Genomic DNA, 15,286 nt, shown 5'->3' on the forward strand with positions numbered 1-15,286 from the left:
GCGCGTTCGCTCCCCGGTCCGTTACTGCTTGTTTTACCACGTATCCCGACAGCGTCTTGCGCATTCGGGATACGTTCCAACAGGATTATTTAATGCAGACTGTGCTCAGCATTGCTGTCGATGCCCTTGCTTACGGCATGGTGCTCTTCGTCATTTCCATCGGCCTTTCGGTCACTATGGGTTTGATGCGCGTCGTCAATCTGGCTCACGGCGCATTTGCGATGATCGGCGGCTATTTCGCATCCTATGCCGCCCAACAGCTTGGCCTCAATTACGGCTTTGCGATCATTATTGCAGTCGCCGGTACAATGGTGATCGCGGTCCCCGTGGAAAGGCTGCTCTATCGGCGCATTTACGGGGCGCCTGAACTAACACAGGTGTTGATGACCATCGGCATCACTTTCTGCATCATAGGTCTCACCAACTACATATTCGGACCGACTTTGAAGACGATTCCCTTGCCGGAAATGTTGCGCGGATCGGTCGATCTCGGATTTCGAGCTATTGCGAAACACCGCATCTTTGCAATCGGTTGCGGCCTAGCAGTAGCTCTTGGCCTTTGGTACATCATCGAACGCACTGCCTTCGGAGTTAAACTGCGAGCTGCCGTCGACAATGCCAACATGGCGGCGGCGCTCGGCGTGAGAACGGAAATTGTTTATGCGATCAGCTTCGCGCTCGCTATCGGGCTTGCGGCATTCGGTGGCGTCGTCGGTGCAGAACTTCTGCCGGTGGAACCCTATTACGCACTCCGCTACATGGTGACTTTTCTGGTCGTTGTATCCGTCGGCGGTGCAGGTTCCATACCCGGTGCGCTGATCGCCTGCCTCCTGCTCGGCGCGATCGACACCACGGGGCGTTATCTGGCACCTGAATATGGCGAGTTCTTCTTCTATCTGGCGGTAATCGTCATTGTAACCCTCTTCCCGCGCGGGCTTGCAGGAAGGTTGGCCAGAAAATGATCGATGTGACGCACACTCTTTCCCAACGTCGTCATTCTTATGCAGGTCTCATGGGCATTGCGACTATTATAGCGGTCAGTGTTGCCGGCTGGTTTATGTTCCCCGACAATCTGGCACTGCTGACGCGCATCATAGCAATTGCCTTGCTCGTCTTGTCGCTGGATCTGGTGACTGGCTACTGCGGTATCGCAACTCTTGGTCATGCAGCTCTCTTCGGCGCCGGCGCATACGGTGCCGGAATCGCCGCCGCCCATTTCAGCATCACCGACCCCATCCTGATGACGCTTATCGGTCTCGTTGCTGGAGCGATTACCGGACTTGTATCCGGAGCCGTCATTCTGCGGGCCCACGGCCTCGCTCAACTCGTTCTCTCAATTGCCGTTATCCATCTCTTTCATGAAGCGGCCAACAAGGCCTCAAGCTGGACCGGCGGAAGCGACGGACTAAGCGGTATCTCGCCCGATCCGATCTTCGGCATATTCGAGTTCGATCTCTACGGACACACCGTCTACATTTATGCCGTAATCCTGCTGCTCGTTTCCTTCATCTTTCTCCGTTATGTCGTACGCTCACCGTTTGGCATGCTATGCCGGGGTGTGAAAGAAGACCCCATCCGCATCCATGCAATGGGAGCTTCGGTTCAGTCGGCACAGCTTCGCATGTATGTTATCTCCGGTGCCGTTGCCGGCATTGGCGGGGCGCTGAACGCAATTTCAACGCAGGTCGTCGGGCTCGACAGTCTCAGCTTCACCATGTCGGCAGAAGCTCTGGTGATGTTGGTTCTCGGCGGCACGGGATCGCTGTTCGGCGGGCTGATTGGCACTGTAGTCTTCATGTGGTTCGAAGACCTCGTCTCTGCTGCAAACCCTTTCCACTGGCTTACAATGGTCGGTGCCCTGCTGATTGCAGTCGTGCTGTTTGCGCCGCGCGGTCTCTATGGAACCGTCGCCTATTACTTTGAAAAGAAGGCGCATCGCAAATGAGTACCGTGTTTGAAGTAACGAAACTGCGCAAGAATTTCGGCGGGCTGGCCGTCACAAATGACGTTTCGCTCAGCATGGCGAAAGGCGACCGCGTTGCCCTCATTGGCCCCAATGGTGCGGGCAAGACCACTTTCGTCAATCTCGTAACGGGCAATCTTCCGGCTACCTCCGGTACGGTAGCGCTGGGTGGCAAGAACATCTCCAGGCTTAACGCCATGCAGCGCGTCCGGCGCGGGCTGGTGCGCTCTTTTCAGGTAACTCGCCTCTTCTTCGACATGACACCCGAAGAACATGTCGCGCTTGCAGTCCTGCAACGCGAAGGCAAGACGGCGCGCATTCTGGGCAACTATCGCAAAATGCCCGAAGTGATGGATGAAGTGCGCGACATTCTCGATACGCTCGGTCTTCTATCCCTCGGTCAATTGCGGGTGAGCGAGATCGCATATGGCCAGCAGCGTCTTCTGGAAATTGCCCTTGCTTTGGCACTTCGTCCCAAGGTGTTGCTGCTCGACGAACCCGCCGCCGGTGTTCCGCAAAGCGACACGGGCCGTATTGAGGACGCGCTTGCCAGATTGCCTGCCGATCTGGCTGTGCTCATGATCGAGCACGATATGGATCTCGTTTTCCGTTTTGCAAAACGGGTTGTGGTCCTGGCTGCAGGATCGGTGATTTTTGATGGTCTGCCGGAAGATGTGGTGCAGGACACACGCGTCCGCGAAGCCTATCTGGGGAGCTACGCGCAATGAGTGCAGCCTCGCTTGAAATTCGCAATCTCTCATCCGGCTATGGCCCCACACGCGTTATCGAAGATGTGTCGTTCAAGGCCGAGCCAGGATCTCGACTTGCTGTGCTCGGACGCAATGGGGTCGGCAAGACCAGCCTCTTTGCTACCATAGCAGGACAAACACGCCGTTATGGCGGCGAAATTTTGCTGGGCGGGAAGAATATTGCTGCGCTTCCGTCAGCCGCCCGCGCAATTGCCGGTCTCGGCTACGTGCCGCAAACCCGTGATGTCTTCCCGACCCTCACAGTCGAAGAAAATCTTTTCGTTGGCCTCAAGAACCGACCGAAAGATGCGCTCGAAGAAGCCTATGCAATGTTTCCGCGCCTGAAGGAACGACGCCGTAATCTCGGATCGCAGCTTTCCGGTGGCGAGCAGCAGATGCTCTCGACCGCGCGCAGCATTCTTGGTCAGCCGACAGTACTGCTGCTCGACGAACCGCTGGAAGGGCTTGCTCCTGTCATCTGCGAAGAACTGATGGCTGCGTTCTCCACTTTGGCACAGAAAGGCGACATGACGATCCTGCTCGTCGAACAGCGCATCCAGAGCGCGCTCGATTTTGCAGATCATGTCATCATACTGGAACGCGGGCGCATCGCATGGTCCGGCACCTCGACAGAACTTGCGGACAACCAGCAGACTGTTGAGGAACTGCTGGGTGTGGGCGGCTTGCACTGATTAGTTGCCAACAAACTCGAACTTGTCGACATCCACCAAGCCACGGTCGGTGATCTTGAGATGGGGGATTACCGGCAAAGCGATGAAAGCCAGCTGCAGGAACGGCTCTTCCAGAACGGAGCCCAGTTCTTCGGCAGCGTGACGCAAAATACGAAGCTGATCGCGGACCGTTTCGTATGGTTCCGTGCTCATCAATCCTGCAATCGGCAAAGGCATTTCAGCTAACACCTTGCCGTCACGCACGACGACAAAACCACCTTCGATTTCGCCCAACCGGTTCGCAGCCGCAGCAATATCTTCGTCGGAGGTGCCAACCACACAGATATTGTGGCTGTCATGGCTGACGGTTGAAGCAATTGCCCCTGCCTTCAAACCAAACCCGTGCACAAAGCCGGTTGCGATATTTCCATTTTTGCCGTGGCGTTCGACAACGGCAATCTTGACTACATCTTTTTCGAAATCCGGCTCCGTACCGTGCGGGCCGACCTTGAGATCGAATTCGATGCTTTCCGTTATGATCTTGCCAGGGATGATACCGATCGCACGGGTCTTGCCGCTGTTGGAATGCGAGCGGAAACTGGATCCACTGACTTTGGGCGCCTTGACGCTATTGCGCCCGACAGGAGCAACGGCCTTGCGTGCCCTAAACAAATCTTCCGAAACCACCCTGCCCGCAGACAATACGATTTCGGCGTGGCAGCCTTCGAGACTATCCACCACAACGAGATCGGCCCGCTGACCCGGGGCAACCAAGCCACGGTCAAAAAGACCGAAGGCGCGCGCCGCGGAAACGGTTGCGGCACGGTAAATGGCAATCGGCTCGACGCCGCCCGCTATGGCCGTACGGATGAGGTAATCAAGATGGCCTTGATCGGCGATATCAAGCGGATTACGGTCATCCGTGCAAAGTGCCAGAAACTGCGCGTGGCGCTCGGTGATGATCGGCATGAGCGCTTTCAAGTCCTTGGAAACAGAACCTTCACGCACCAAGACGTGCATGCCCTTGCGCATCTTTTCGAGCGCTTCTTCCGCACTTGTGGCCTCATGCTCGGTGCGAATACCTGCAGAAATATAGCCATTCAAATCAAACCCGCGCAAAAGCGGTGCGTGGCCATCGATATGCCGCCCTTGAAAAGCTTTCAGCTTCGCCATGCATTCGGGGTCTTTCGCCAGAACGCCCGGAAAGTTCATAAACTCCGCAAGTCCGATCACCTTGGGATGGTCAGCGAATGGCAACAGATCATCGATCAGAAGTTCCGCGCCTGACGTTTCCATATGGGTCGCCGGCACGCAACTCGAAAGCTGCACACGAATATCCATGATGGTTTCCATGGCGCTATCGAGGAAGAATTTTATGCCTTCCACGCCCAGCACATTGGCGATCTCGTGTGGATCGCAGATAGCAGTCGTTACACCTTGCGGCAACACGCAGCGATCAAATTCGTGCGGCGTCACGTGCGAGGATTCTATGTGAAGATGAGTATCGATAAATCCCGGCACGACGATCCGCCCGGAAATATCGATTTCCTGCTTGCCCTGATAGTTGCCGAATGTTCCGACAATCCGGTCACCACAGATTGCGATGTCACTTTCGACAAGCTCACCGGTCACGAGATCAAAGAAACGGCCGCCTTTCAGCACGATGTCGGCAGGTTCCCGACCTGCGCCCTGATCGATCATCCGTTCCAGCATCGCGTTACCTCATATTTCCGGAATCAATTGTCACAAACCTACCATAACGCAAGATGCGGCGGTAAGGTCGCCCTTCCGCCGCATCCATAACCTCCAGACTTCCGGATTAACGGACGTATTCGATCATCCGAGCGCGGCTCAGGACCAGTTCGATGCGATCGTCCTGAAGCCTGTGCAGACAGACACGCTTGGTCCATGGGCCATCGCGTAGCGTGAAAAGGGCCCGCCCCTGGCCGAGATCTTCCAATGGCATGGCCCGGCGTGTCGGACCGATACCCATGATGATATGGCCATCCTTGATATCGAAACTGGCGCCATAGGGCGACGCCTGCCAATGACCGTCGAGTTCCCGGCCAAACGGTTTCCCTGTGACCGGCTTCAATCGGCGCGGCACATAGCCTATCTCACCTTCCAAGTCCGTGCCCATCCAGCGTAGCCGAACCGGGGAAGACGGCGACAGCGATGAAAACCAGCCATCACCGATATCGTAAAGCGTATCTTCGGAATCGAGCCAATTGGCTACGCCGTCGTGCATTTCCAGCCAGAACGGCCCGCTATCCGCCAGGTAAAGCCCGTCCGGGATGGTACAGTTCGTCTCTGGCACAGACAAACCGTTGAGAGCAGCCATGCAATCCCGCGCCATCTTGTATGTATTGGCATCTTCGCGGTTTGAAACCACGATCATCCCGGTTTTTGCTGTTGGGTCGAGCAGAAAATAGCTCTTATAGCCGGGATGCGAACCGCCATGTCCGACAAAGCGCTTTCCGTCCACCTCGTTCCAGCGCAGCCCGAGGCCATAACCTGTGACGCGCCCATCAGAAAGAGGACGGTCTGCTGATAGCTTATTCAGCAACCCCTTGAACGCACCCTCTCCATTGACGAGCGCCTGCGCCCATTTCGTCAGCGCCATCCCGCTTCCCGTCAGGCTGCCAGAGGCCGAAATATGCAGGCCCGCGGAGCTGAGCTGCCACTTTTCACCGGATTTCCAGTAACCGGGAACGAGACAGGCAACCGGGTCATTCCAGACATCCGGCGCTTCCATGAAAATGCCAAGCGGTTGCGCCATGTCCGATTTTACGAAATCGTTGAAGCGCAGTCCCTTTCGCTCAAGGGCGGCTTCCACCAGCCGGTAACCGGTGTTGGAATAAGAAATCTCTGAACCTGCATCGAAATTGAGGCGTGTGAGAGAGGCCAGGTATTCCAGAAGCTGATCGGCTTCAGTTTCCGTATAGACAGACAGTCCCAGAAGCGTCAGGCATTCGCGCGTATCCGGGAGGCCACCAGTCATGTCGAGCGCGCGACCGACAGTGACATCGGCAAGCGGGCTTTGCAATTCCGGCAGATGATCCCCCAGCCGGTCCTCAAGACTGATGACATCGCTATGTTTAAGAACCATCGCGCAAAATGCATGTTTCGTGACCGACGCATAGCGGACAACAGTGTTTGCTGTGAAAGGCACTCCAGTAGCGAGGCTTTCAAGCCCGCTTGCATAAGCGAACTTTACGCCGTCGGGACCGAAGCCGATGATAACACCGCCTGGCTCGTCCTTGGCCCAGCTTCGTGAAAAGACTTTCGCGGCAAGAGAAGCCGCGTTCCAGTCAGCATGCGTTGACATGAAAACTCCGTCAGGCAGGTTCTTCCAGATTGACGCTCAGGGCGCGCAATTCCGTGGTATGCGGGTGTGTCGTTCTGCCAGCGCGCAGATCCTCCGCGCTGAGTTGCTCGACCATCTCTCCGTGTTGCATCACCCCGACCGTGGGGCAGAGATGCGCTATGACTGCGAGATTGTGGCTCACGAGCACGTAAGTGAGGTTCTTTTCCGCACGCAAGTCGGCGAGCAGATTGAGAATTTCAGCCTGGACCGACACATCGAGCGCCGACGTCGGCTCATCCAGCAGAAGTACTTCCGGTTCGGCGATCAGGGCGCGAGCAATTGCCACGCGCTGGCGCTGCCCTCCTGAAAGCTGGTGCGGAAAACGGAACCGTGCGGCTTTGGGCAAGGCTACTTCGTCAAGAACCTTCTCGATCCGCTTGTCGATATCGCCGATACCATGAACCAGTAGAAGCTCGCTCAGGATGCGGTCTATGGTCTGGCGTGGATGCAGTGATCCAAACGGGTCCTGAAACACCATCTGCACCTGACGGAAGAAGGCAGGCGTGCGCTTGGGCGTCACATCCTTGCCGTCGAACGCTATACGGCCGCTCCATTGTTCGTTGAGCCCGGCCATGGCGCGCAGGATGGTGGACTTTCCCGAGCCGCTTTCACCAACAATGCCAAAACTCCCGCCCTTCTCCACATTGAAGGACACACCCTTCACGACTTCACGCTCGTTGAAGCTGATGCGAAGTTGATCAATATCTATCATGAGTTCAGCCAGCTTTCTTCACGATTGAGAACCGGCAACCGATCGCGGGGATGCATGAGCGACGGAATGCAATTGAGAAGACCCTTCGTATAGGGGTGCTCGGCACGCACGAGTTCGGAAGCTTTCAACTCCTCCATGACGCGGCCCATATACATGACCATGACGCGGTCGCAAAAATGCGACACGAGCGGGAGATCATGGCTGATGAGAAGAAGCCCCATTCCGCGCTTGGAAACCAGATCGTCGATCAGGCGCAGAATTTCCGCCTGCACCGTAGCGTCGAGCGCCGATGTCGGTTCATCGGCGATAAGCAGTTCAGGATCGGGCGCAAGCATCATGGCGATCATGACGCGTTGCCCCATGCCGCCCGAAACTTCGTGCGGGTAGAGCTTCGCCACGTCGCGCGGATTGCGGATCATGACCTGATCAAGCAGGTCAACCGCAGCGTCCATCGCCTGACGCTTGCTGCCACCTTTATGGGTGCGCCATGCTTCAGCCACCTGTACGCCGATGGTCTTGACCGGATTAAGCGAATATTTGGGATCCTGAAGAATGAAGCCCGCCCGTTTTCCGCGTATCTGACGCATGCCGCGTTCCGTGGCCGACAGAATGTCGATACCGTCGAACGAAAGCTTGTCGGCCTTCACCTCAGCGATTGGCGGCAGCAGTTTCATCAGGGCTCGCGCGGTCAGAGACTTGCCCGAACCACTTTCGCCGACGATACCCAGTTTTTCACGACCGAGCTGCAACGAAACCCCACGCACGGCGTCGAAACGGCTCGTGCGCGTTTCAAAGCTGATCTGCAGATTTTTGATATCAACCAGCATCTGTTCTCTCAATTCTGCTTCGGATCGAGCACGTCGCGCAGACCGTCGCCGAGGAAATTGAAGGCGAGCGAAACGAGGAAGATCGCGATGCCGGGGATGGTGGCAACCCACCATTGCTCGAAGATGAAGCGCTTGGCGGTCGCAATCATCGCGCCCCATTCGGGCGATGGCGGTTGCGCGCCCATCCCAAGGAAGCCCAGACTTGCGGCTGTGATGATGATCGAACTCATATCAAGCGTGATGCGCACGATGACACTCGGCACGCAAAGCGGCATGATGTGGCGCAGAATAATACGGAAAGGCGATGCACCGGTCAGCTTGGCTGCGGCGATAAAATCGCTCTTGCGCAATGTCATGGTTTCCGCGCGAGCCAGACGCGCATAGGGGGGCCATGCAGTCAACGCGATTGCCAGAACGGCGCTTTCAACACCGGGCTTCAATGCGGCCACAAAGGCAAGCGCAAGGATCAGACGCGGAAATGCAAGGAAGACATCCGTAACACGCATCAGTGCCGTATCGACAATACCGCCGAAGTAACCGGCGATGCAACCGATGAACAATCCGATTGGCGCGACAAGAATGACGACAGCGATAACCATTCCAAGGGTTACGCGACCGCCATAGAGAATGCGCGAAAGAATATCGCGGCCCAATTCATCGGTGCCGAACCAATGCGCTGCGGTTGGAGCAGAAAGCCGATTGCCGAGGTCTTGCACACTTGGGTCATAGGGCGCCAGCAATGGCGCAGCCAGCGACAAAACCACGAAAGCGATGATGATGAAAAGACCAATCATTGCGAGCGGATTGGCCCGAAGGTTTACCCAGATACGATAGCGCCTGCCCCAGTTAGCCTGCGAGCGGGAAGCGGGCGAGTCGTCGAGCGCCCAGTTATGAAAATTGGCAAAGATCATCGCACACGCGGGTCCAGAACTTTATAGAGGATGTCGGCGAGCAGATTGAGCCCGACATAGATAACGCCGATCAGCAACGTAGCTCCCACGACCGGGTTCATATCAGCGTTCATCAGCGATACCGTCAGATACTGACCGAGACCCGGCCAGCTGAATACGGTTTCCGTCACCACCGCGCCTTCGAGCAGGCCTGCATAGGTGAGCGCCAAAACGGTCACAAGCTGCACTGCAACGGTCGGAAACGCGTGTTTCCAGATCACAGAGGTGAGTGACAACCCTTTTGCACGGGCCGTAATCACAAACTCACCTTTAAGCGCGTCGAGCATGAAGGCGCGGGTCATGCGCGTGATGTATGCCATGCTGAAATAAGCAAGGATGAGGACTGGCTGAATCATGTGAAGGACTGCATCCCAGAATGCGTCCCAGTCGCCCTCGATGAGCGTGTCGATCGTGAGCAGACCTGTTACATGCGGAATCATGCCCTCATAAATGATGTCCTGCCGCCCCGGTCCCGGCGCGATATCAAGCGTCGCATAAAAAACCAGAAGTGAAATCAACGCTAGCATGAAAACGGGAACCGAATGCCCCGCAAGACAGATCACGCGGATCGTCTGATCAACGAAAGAACCCTGCCGGACAGCCGCCCATACCCCCAGTGGAATGCCTATCAGTGCGGCAACAATCAAGGCTGCTGTTGCCAGTTCCAGCGTCGCCGGAAAATAACGCGCTATATCCTGAGCCACCGGATTGCGGGTCAGAATGGAATTGCCGAAATCGCCGTGCAGAACCTGTCCGATATAATGCACAAACTGGACCACGAGCGGCTGATCAAGGCCCATCTCTGCGCGGACGCGCTGGATGACGGCCTCGGGTGCGTTGTCGCCCACGGCAGCAATAACAGGATCGACCGGCATGACACGGCCGATCATGAAGGTAATGACCATAAGCCCGAACAGCGTGATCAACACGCTGCTCAGGATACCGGTCAGATTCTTGAGGCTTTTCTTCACGCCTTGGCGATCCCTGCATAGGAGTGAGAATCGGACAGAACCCCGAGACGCATCCCGGTGACGTCCTTGCGGCAGGCGGCCGTCTCGAACTTCTGCATCATGATGATGAACGGACTATTGTTCATAAATTCGCGCTGCAGGTCTTCATACATCTTCACGCGCTTCGCCGGATCCTGTTCGTCACGCGCGGCGAGGGATTTTTTGGCGAAATCCTCATTCTGGAAATGCGAGCGCCAGGCAAAAGGCTTGGTCTTCGCATCATCGGAATTATCCGGATTGTTGCAGAACACATCGACATTCGTGTTCGGATCGAAATAGTCTGATCCCCATATGGTCAGTGCCATCTGATGTTCGCGGGCCCGCATCTTCGTCAGAACCTGACGGTTTTCAGCGGCCAGCAATTCCACCTTGATGCCGATTTCGGCAAGGCTTGCCTGAATTGCCTGTGCAATATCGGGGCTCGGCTGCGCCGAATAGTGATCCATCTTGATAGAGAAGCCATTGGGAACGCCCGCTTCCGCAAGAAGAGCCTTTGCCTTGGCAATATCCTTCTTGAACGGGTTTTCATTCAGGGCCGCCGGAAAGCCTTCCGGAACAAGGGTCTGGTGAACCTTGTAATTCAGCGGCACGATATTCTTCTGAATACCGTCATAGTCCACAGCCCACTTGATTGCTTCCCAGACCTTCGGCTTGGCCAAAGCTTCCACGCTCTGGTTGAGCGACATCAGCATCAAGCCGCCAACACCCTTGCGCACCAGGTTGTAGTTTTCATCCCCATCCAGAATGCGGAGCTGTTCGGTGGTCAAATTGCGGGCAATATCGACATCACCCTTCTGAAGCATCAGAAGCTGCGAAGAAGGGTCGGCGACGTGACGCAGAAGGATGCGCTTCACATTGCCTTTATAGGCGCCATGCGGATTAACGTTCAGAATGATGCTTTCGCTCGGCTTCCAGGAAACAAGGACCCATTCACCGGAGCCGGCGCTGTTCTTTTGAAGCCAACCATTGCCAAGATCGTCTCCAGAGGCATTTTCCAGAACGGTCTTCTTTTCAACGATACTGGCAACGCTTGCCGACAGGCAGTACAGCAGGAACGGCAGCGATGTCGACTGCTCAACCGTCAAAGTCAACGTCGACGGATCGGTCGCGACGATGCTCTTCTCCGCATTCTCAGGCGTAAAACCGAACTGGCCAATGATGAAAGCCGGGCCCTTGTTCATCTTGATCGCACGCTGCAGCGAGAATGCAGCATCTTCCGCCGTAATTTGCGCGCCGCTCGCAAACTTTGCGTTCGGATCGATCTTGAACGTAAAGATCTTGCCGTCGCCATCGGCTTCCCAGGAAACCGCCACGCCGCCTTCCACCTGGTCTGGATTGGAAAGGCTCGGATGCACCAGACGCTGATACATGTTGTTGCAGATTTCGCTGCCAACAGCTTCAAAACTTTCGTGTGGGTCAAGACTGGTCATATTGTCGAGCTGCTGGGCCACAACGAGAATGTCCTGACGTCCGGCGCCGATGGCGGGCAAGATGCTCGCATAGGACAGGAAAGGAACGGCAGCTGCACCTGCCAGAAAACCACGTCTTGAAATCATTGGGAGCTCCTCTTGCAGCGCTTTCGGAACGCTCCCCGAAATTAGGGACAGATCGACGGCGCTTTATCTCTGGATATATTTTTCCAGCTTTCCGCTATCACGTCAGCGGAGGCAGGGGCCAATGCAGAATTTTGCATTCGCTATGCAGACTTTGCATGAGAAGAACCTAAAAGGAAGCTTTACCTCAAAGGAATCCCCGTTCATGCGGAGCAGTCATATCAAGTGACCGAAATCGCATTTGCAATTCTTCTCGCGTGGGTCCATCACCCCACTCTCAAACACTGGCTTGATTTGAAAAGGCTTCCCCATGGCGACAGAACAGAAGATACCCGTTTTTGATGGTCATAACGACGTGCTGTTGCGCCTGTGGTCATCTGATGCTTCCGCGCCAGAGAAGCGCTTTCTCGATGGCGAAAATGTCGGGCATATCGATCTTCCCCGCGCGCTGAAAGGCGGCTTGGGCGGCGGACTTTGCGCGGTTTATGTGCCCTCGCCTTCACGAGAACTCGATACCAACGGCAATCTCGCGACGCCCAGCCAGACGGATGCCATGAAGGCAACGCTTGCCATGTCGGCAATCCTGCTAAAAATCGAACGAGCCTCTGAAGGCCGAGTTCGTGTCTGTCGCACAGCGGCGGATATACGTGAATCTTTCGCGAAAGGCATTTTCGCTTCGGTTTACCATATCGAAGGTGTGGAAGCTTTCAGCGAAGACCTTGATGCCCTTTATGTTCTCCATGAAGCGGGCCTGAGAACATTGGGGCCCGTCTGGAGCCGCCCGAATATTTTTGCCCACGGCATTCCCTTCCGCTTTCCCGCATCGCCAGATATCGGTCCCGGCCTCACGGATCATGGCAAAGCGCTCATCCGCGCCTGCAACGAACTTAAAGTCATGATCGACCTTTCTCACATGAACGAGAAAGGATTTTGGGATATTGCAGCGATCTCCGATGCGCCCCTCGTAGCATCTCATTCCAATGCTCACGCGCTTTGCCAGCAAAGCCGCAACCTGACCGACAAGCAACTGGACGCCATTCGTGACACCGGTGGCCTTGTCGGGCTTAACTTTGGCGTCTCGTTCTTGCGCGAGGATGGCAAGCGCGATCCGAACACCGATCTTTCCGAACTTGTTCGTCACGCCGATTATATTGTCGAACGCATCGGGATCGACCATCTGGCGTTAGGCTCCGATTTCGACGGCACCACAATTTCGTCAACGCTACGCGATGTTGGCGATCTCCAGCTTGTCATCGAAGCATTCCGCAAGCATGGCTATGACGATGCTTCCATCGTCAAGCTGGCACATGGAAACTGGATCAATGTCCTTGAGCGGACATGGGGCGCTTGAGGCCCGTCTTAATAGAACAGATCTCACCCTTGAAGGGTGAGATCGAAGACGTGATGATGGATATGACCATCGAACATCTCGAGGAGACCCTTTGTGGCCTCACGGCTTTGATATCGCACAGGTGACGCAAGCGCCTCCGCCAAAGCCTCCCTGTTGTCATATTTGGTCCAAAGCACCATCGGGTAGGCCGGGGCACCTTCATCGCGTTCGACCGCGTAAAGAACGCGCACTTCCCTGATACCGGGAAAGTCGAGCCACATTGGCATGAGGATATCGGCGACATAAGCTTTGAACGCATCCTCGCGTCCGGCATGGATGGCGCCTTCAAAAAAGGCCTGTCTGACAATCATTGAATTAACTCAGTTTACCTTGGTCGGCGGAACATCGCCGGAGAAATATGCTGCGAGATTGGCGAGCACCAGTTCTCCCATTCCGACACGTGTTTCGACCGTTGCGCTGCCCTGATGCGGCATCAGCACCGTATTTGGCGCGGTCAGAAAATCCGCTCTGATCGTGGGCTCGTCGACGAAAACGTCAAGCCCGGCACCGGCAATGGTACCTTCATTCAAAGCGGCCAGAAGCGCATCTTCGTCAACGACACTGCCTCGAGCCACATTGATCAGATAACCTTTGCTTCCAAGCGCTGCGAGAACATCCGCATTCACGATATTCGCCGTTGATGGGTTTGCGGCGACACAGACCGCCAGCACGTCGCTTTGTTGTGCAAGTTCGACGGGCGTGGCATGCGCAATCCAGTTTGTACCGGCTACAGGCGAGCGGTTCCAGTAATGCACTTCCATGCCGAATGCTTCCGCGCGTCGTGCAAACGACTTTCCAATCTGGCCGAGGCCCAGAACGCCGACCCGCTTGCCTTTCGGGCTTATCCCGAGAGAAAATGCCTCCCGACGGGCCCATCTACCCTCCCTTACAAATCGGTCGCCCGCAACGACATGGCGCATTATCGCGAGCATGAGAGCAATGCCCGTATCGGCGACATCGTCGGTCAGAACGCCTGGCGTGGTGCTGACATGAACGTTGCGACGGCGTGCAAAAGCGAGGTCAACCTTATCCGTTCCCACACCGTTGATGGCAATTAGGCCAAGCGACGGCAAACGTTCCATCCACTCGTTGGAAAGCCCTGTTCCGCCCCCAGTGACAACAGCACGTATGGTGCCGAGGGCCGCATCGATAGCCGCCCTGTCTTCCGGTTTATACAGGCGAAGAACCTTGTAAGCTGCGTCCAGTCGCTCTTCGATCAACGGCATTAAAGGCTCGATGAGCAGAACTTCGTTCGTCACTTCAAACTCCATTGGTAAATTATTGGAGGCAATCAGGAAATCTGCCCGATAAATGCCTTTGTTCGCTCATGTTTCGGATTACTGAAAAATTCCTCCGGCTCCGCCATTTCGAGGATTTGTCCCTGATCCATAAAGATGACGCGGTCAGCCACCTGTCGCGCAAAGCCCATTTCATGCGTAACGCACAGCATGGTCATGCCCTCCTTGGCGAGATCAATCATCGTGTCCAGCACTTCCTTGACCATTTCGGGATCGAGCGCCGACGTCGGCTCATCGAAAAGCATGATCTTGGGGTTCATGCAGAGCGCACGGGCAATTGCCACACGCTGCTGCTGTCCGCCGGAAAGCTGGGCCGGATATTTATCCGCCTGTTCAGGAATGCGGACGCGCTCAAGATACTTGCGTGCGGTCTTTTCTGCTTCCGCTTTCGCAACGCCACGCACTTTCATCGGTGCCAAAGTGCAATTCTCAAGAACAGTCATATGCGGAAAGAGGTTGAACTGCTGGAAAACCATACCGGTTTCCTGCCGCACGATGTCTACGTTCTTACCACCCGCAGTCAGGTCGTGACCGTCGACAATGATGCGGCCTTCCTGAATGGTCTCCAATTGGTTGATGCAACGGATGAGGGTCGACTTCCCCGAACCAGACGGGCCGCAAATCACGATACGTTCGCCGCGAGCTACAGTCAGGTTAATATCTCTAAGAGCATGGTAGGTGCCATACCACTTGTTCACACCCTGCATAAGCACTGCAGCACCGGAAGCGTCCTGCTGTACCCCGTTCGCCGTTCCCTGAGCCATCTGGTTCATGTCGAGAAACTCACTTTCGTGGA

15 protein-coding genes are annotated in these 15,286 nt (G+C 55.8%); 5 read left to right on the top strand and 10 right to left on the bottom strand.

The features are described 5' to 3' along the window. Positions 1–92 precede the first annotated feature (92 nt). From J9800_RS02400 to J9800_RS02415, 4 genes are read left to right on the top strand one after another with little or no spacing between them, the layout of a single operon-like run. Entirely contained in the window at positions 93–962 is an 870-nt protein-coding gene (locus tag J9800_RS02400) for a branched-chain amino acid ABC transporter permease (RefSeq protein ID WP_114214858.1), read from the top strand. Then, complete coding sequence (locus tag J9800_RS02405) at positions 959–1,945, top strand: branched-chain amino acid ABC transporter permease (RefSeq protein ID WP_112587516.1); 987 nt, start codon at positions 959–961, stop codon at positions 1,943–1,945. Before J9800_RS02400 ends, J9800_RS02405 begins: the two co-directional genes overlap by 4 nt. Then, on the top strand, positions 1,942–2,691 hold the full coding sequence (locus J9800_RS02410; protein ID WP_114214857.1) for an ABC transporter ATP-binding protein: 750 nt from the start codon (positions 1,942–1,944) through the stop codon (positions 2,689–2,691). Before J9800_RS02405 ends, J9800_RS02410 begins: the two co-directional genes overlap by 4 nt. Next, positions 2,688–3,404 (top strand): ABC transporter ATP-binding protein, encoded by a 717-nt coding sequence (locus tag J9800_RS02415; RefSeq protein WP_114214856.1) that lies wholly within the window; start codon positions 2,688–2,690, stop codon positions 3,402–3,404. Before J9800_RS02410 ends, J9800_RS02415 begins: the two co-directional genes overlap by 4 nt. Here J9800_RS02415 and ade read toward each other — a convergent pair whose 3' ends face one another. From ade to J9800_RS02450, 7 genes are all read right to left on the bottom strand, one after another. Continuing rightward, on the bottom strand, positions 3,405–5,096 hold the full coding sequence (ade, locus tag J9800_RS02420) for an adenine deaminase (protein ID WP_114214855.1): 1,692 nt from the start codon (positions 5,094–5,096) through the stop codon (positions 3,405–3,407). It abuts the gene before it with no gap. A gap of 106 nt (positions 5,097–5,202) precedes the next feature. After that, positions 5,203–6,711 carry a serine hydrolase domain-containing protein gene (locus tag J9800_RS02425; RefSeq protein WP_210845423.1) on the bottom strand — a complete coding sequence of 503 codons (1,509 nt, stop codon included), beginning with the start codon at positions 6,709–6,711 and terminating at the stop codon, positions 5,203–5,205. Positions 6,712–6,721: 10 nt separating this feature from the next. Continuing rightward, complete coding sequence (locus J9800_RS02430; RefSeq protein ID WP_114214853.1) at positions 6,722–7,462, bottom strand: ABC transporter ATP-binding protein; 741 nt, start codon at positions 7,460–7,462, stop codon at positions 6,722–6,724. Beyond that, on the bottom strand, positions 7,459–8,289 hold the full coding sequence (locus tag J9800_RS02435; protein WP_112587504.1) for an ABC transporter ATP-binding protein: 831 nt from the start codon (positions 8,287–8,289) through the stop codon (positions 7,459–7,461). Before J9800_RS02435 ends, J9800_RS02430 begins: the two co-directional genes overlap by 4 nt. Before the next feature lie 8 nt (positions 8,290–8,297). Beyond that, complete coding sequence (gene nikC, locus J9800_RS02440) at positions 8,298–9,200, bottom strand: nickel transporter permease (RefSeq protein WP_112587502.1); 903 nt, start codon at positions 9,198–9,200, stop codon at positions 8,298–8,300. Further along, the gene (locus tag J9800_RS02445) at positions 9,197–10,210 is read right to left on the bottom strand and encodes an ABC transporter permease (RefSeq protein WP_114214852.1); all 1,014 of its coding nucleotides are present in this window, start codon (positions 10,208–10,210) and stop codon (positions 9,197–9,199) included. The genes nikC and J9800_RS02445 overlap by 4 nt, the downstream gene beginning before the upstream one ends. Then, positions 10,207–11,805 (bottom strand): ABC transporter substrate-binding protein, encoded by a 1,599-nt coding sequence (locus J9800_RS02450; RefSeq protein WP_114214851.1) that lies wholly within the window; start codon positions 11,803–11,805, stop codon positions 10,207–10,209. The genes J9800_RS02445 and J9800_RS02450 overlap by 4 nt, the downstream gene beginning before the upstream one ends. Positions 11,806–12,112: 307 nt before the next feature. Here J9800_RS02450 and J9800_RS02455 point away from each other — a divergent pair, with 307 nt between their 5' ends. Then, positions 12,113–13,153, top strand: coding sequence for a dipeptidase (locus J9800_RS02455; RefSeq protein ID WP_114214849.1), 1,041 nt, complete (start codon positions 12,113–12,115; stop codon positions 13,151–13,153). Between the two features lie 23 nt (positions 13,154–13,176). Here the strand turns inward: J9800_RS02455 and J9800_RS02460 are convergent, their stop codons facing one another. The 3 genes from J9800_RS02460 to J9800_RS02470 are packed head-to-tail and all read right to left on the bottom strand — an operon-like array spanning position 13,177 to position 15,263. Next, on the bottom strand, positions 13,177–13,503 hold the full coding sequence (locus tag J9800_RS02460) for a hypothetical protein (RefSeq protein ID WP_114214848.1): 327 nt from the start codon (positions 13,501–13,503) through the stop codon (positions 13,177–13,179). 9 nt (positions 13,504–13,512) lie between these two features. Further along, the gene (locus J9800_RS02465; protein ID WP_114214847.1) at positions 13,513–14,463 is read right to left on the bottom strand and encodes a 2-hydroxyacid dehydrogenase; all 951 of its coding nucleotides are present in this window, start codon (positions 14,461–14,463) and stop codon (positions 13,513–13,515) included. Between the two features lie 20 nt (positions 14,464–14,483). Further along, the gene (locus J9800_RS02470; protein ID WP_114214846.1) at positions 14,484–15,263 is read right to left on the bottom strand and encodes an amino acid ABC transporter ATP-binding protein; all 780 of its coding nucleotides are present in this window, start codon (positions 15,261–15,263) and stop codon (positions 14,484–14,486) included. Positions 15,264–15,286 lie beyond the last annotated feature (23 nt).

Source organism: Ochrobactrum sp. AP1BH01-1 (assembly GCF_018066705.1).
Taxonomy (GTDB): domain Bacteria; phylum Pseudomonadota; class Alphaproteobacteria; order Rhizobiales; family Rhizobiaceae; genus Brucella.

Excerpts from the sequence above, each read along its gene's own strand:
- J9800_RS02460 (WP_114214848.1), bottom strand. The coding sequence starts at position 13,503 with ATGATTGTCAGACAGGCCTTTTTTGAAGGCGCCATCCATGCCGGACGC.
- J9800_RS02435 (WP_112587504.1), bottom strand. The coding sequence starts at position 8,289 with ATGCTGGTTGATATCAAAAATCTGCAGATCAGCTTTGAAACGCGCACG.
- ade (WP_114214855.1), bottom strand. The coding sequence starts at position 5,096 with ATGCTGGAACGGATGATCGATCAGGGCGCAGGTCGGGAACCTGCCGAC.
- J9800_RS02400 (WP_114214858.1), top strand. The coding sequence starts at position 93 with ATGCAGACTGTGCTCAGCATTGCTGTCGATGCCCTTGCTTACGGCATG.
- J9800_RS02465 (WP_114214847.1), bottom strand. The coding sequence starts at position 14,463 with ATGGAGTTTGAAGTGACGAACGAAGTTCTGCTCATCGAGCCTTTAATG.
- nikC (WP_112587502.1), bottom strand. The coding sequence starts at position 9,200 with ATGATCTTTGCCAATTTTCATAACTGGGCGCTCGACGACTCGCCCGCT.
- J9800_RS02430 (WP_114214853.1), bottom strand. The coding sequence starts at position 7,462 with ATGATAGATATTGATCAACTTCGCATCAGCTTCAACGAGCGTGAAGTC.
- J9800_RS02415 (WP_114214856.1), top strand. The coding sequence starts at position 2,688 with ATGAGTGCAGCCTCGCTTGAAATTCGCAATCTCTCATCCGGCTATGGC.
- J9800_RS02450 (WP_114214851.1), bottom strand. The coding sequence starts at position 11,805 with ATGATTTCAAGACGTGGTTTTCTGGCAGGTGCAGCTGCCGTTCCTTTC.
- J9800_RS02425 (WP_210845423.1), bottom strand. The coding sequence starts at position 6,711 with ATGTCAACGCATGCTGACTGGAACGCGGCTTCTCTTGCCGCGAAAGTC.
- J9800_RS02455 (WP_114214849.1), top strand. The coding sequence starts at position 12,113 with ATGGCGACAGAACAGAAGATACCCGTTTTTGATGGTCATAACGACGTG.
- J9800_RS02410 (WP_114214857.1), top strand. The coding sequence starts at position 1,942 with ATGAGTACCGTGTTTGAAGTAACGAAACTGCGCAAGAATTTCGGCGGG.
- J9800_RS02405 (WP_112587516.1), top strand. The coding sequence starts at position 959 with ATGATCGATGTGACGCACACTCTTTCCCAACGTCGTCATTCTTATGCA.
- J9800_RS02470 (WP_114214846.1), bottom strand. The coding sequence starts at position 15,263 with ATGAACCAGATGGCTCAGGGAACGGCGAACGGGGTACAGCAGGACGCT.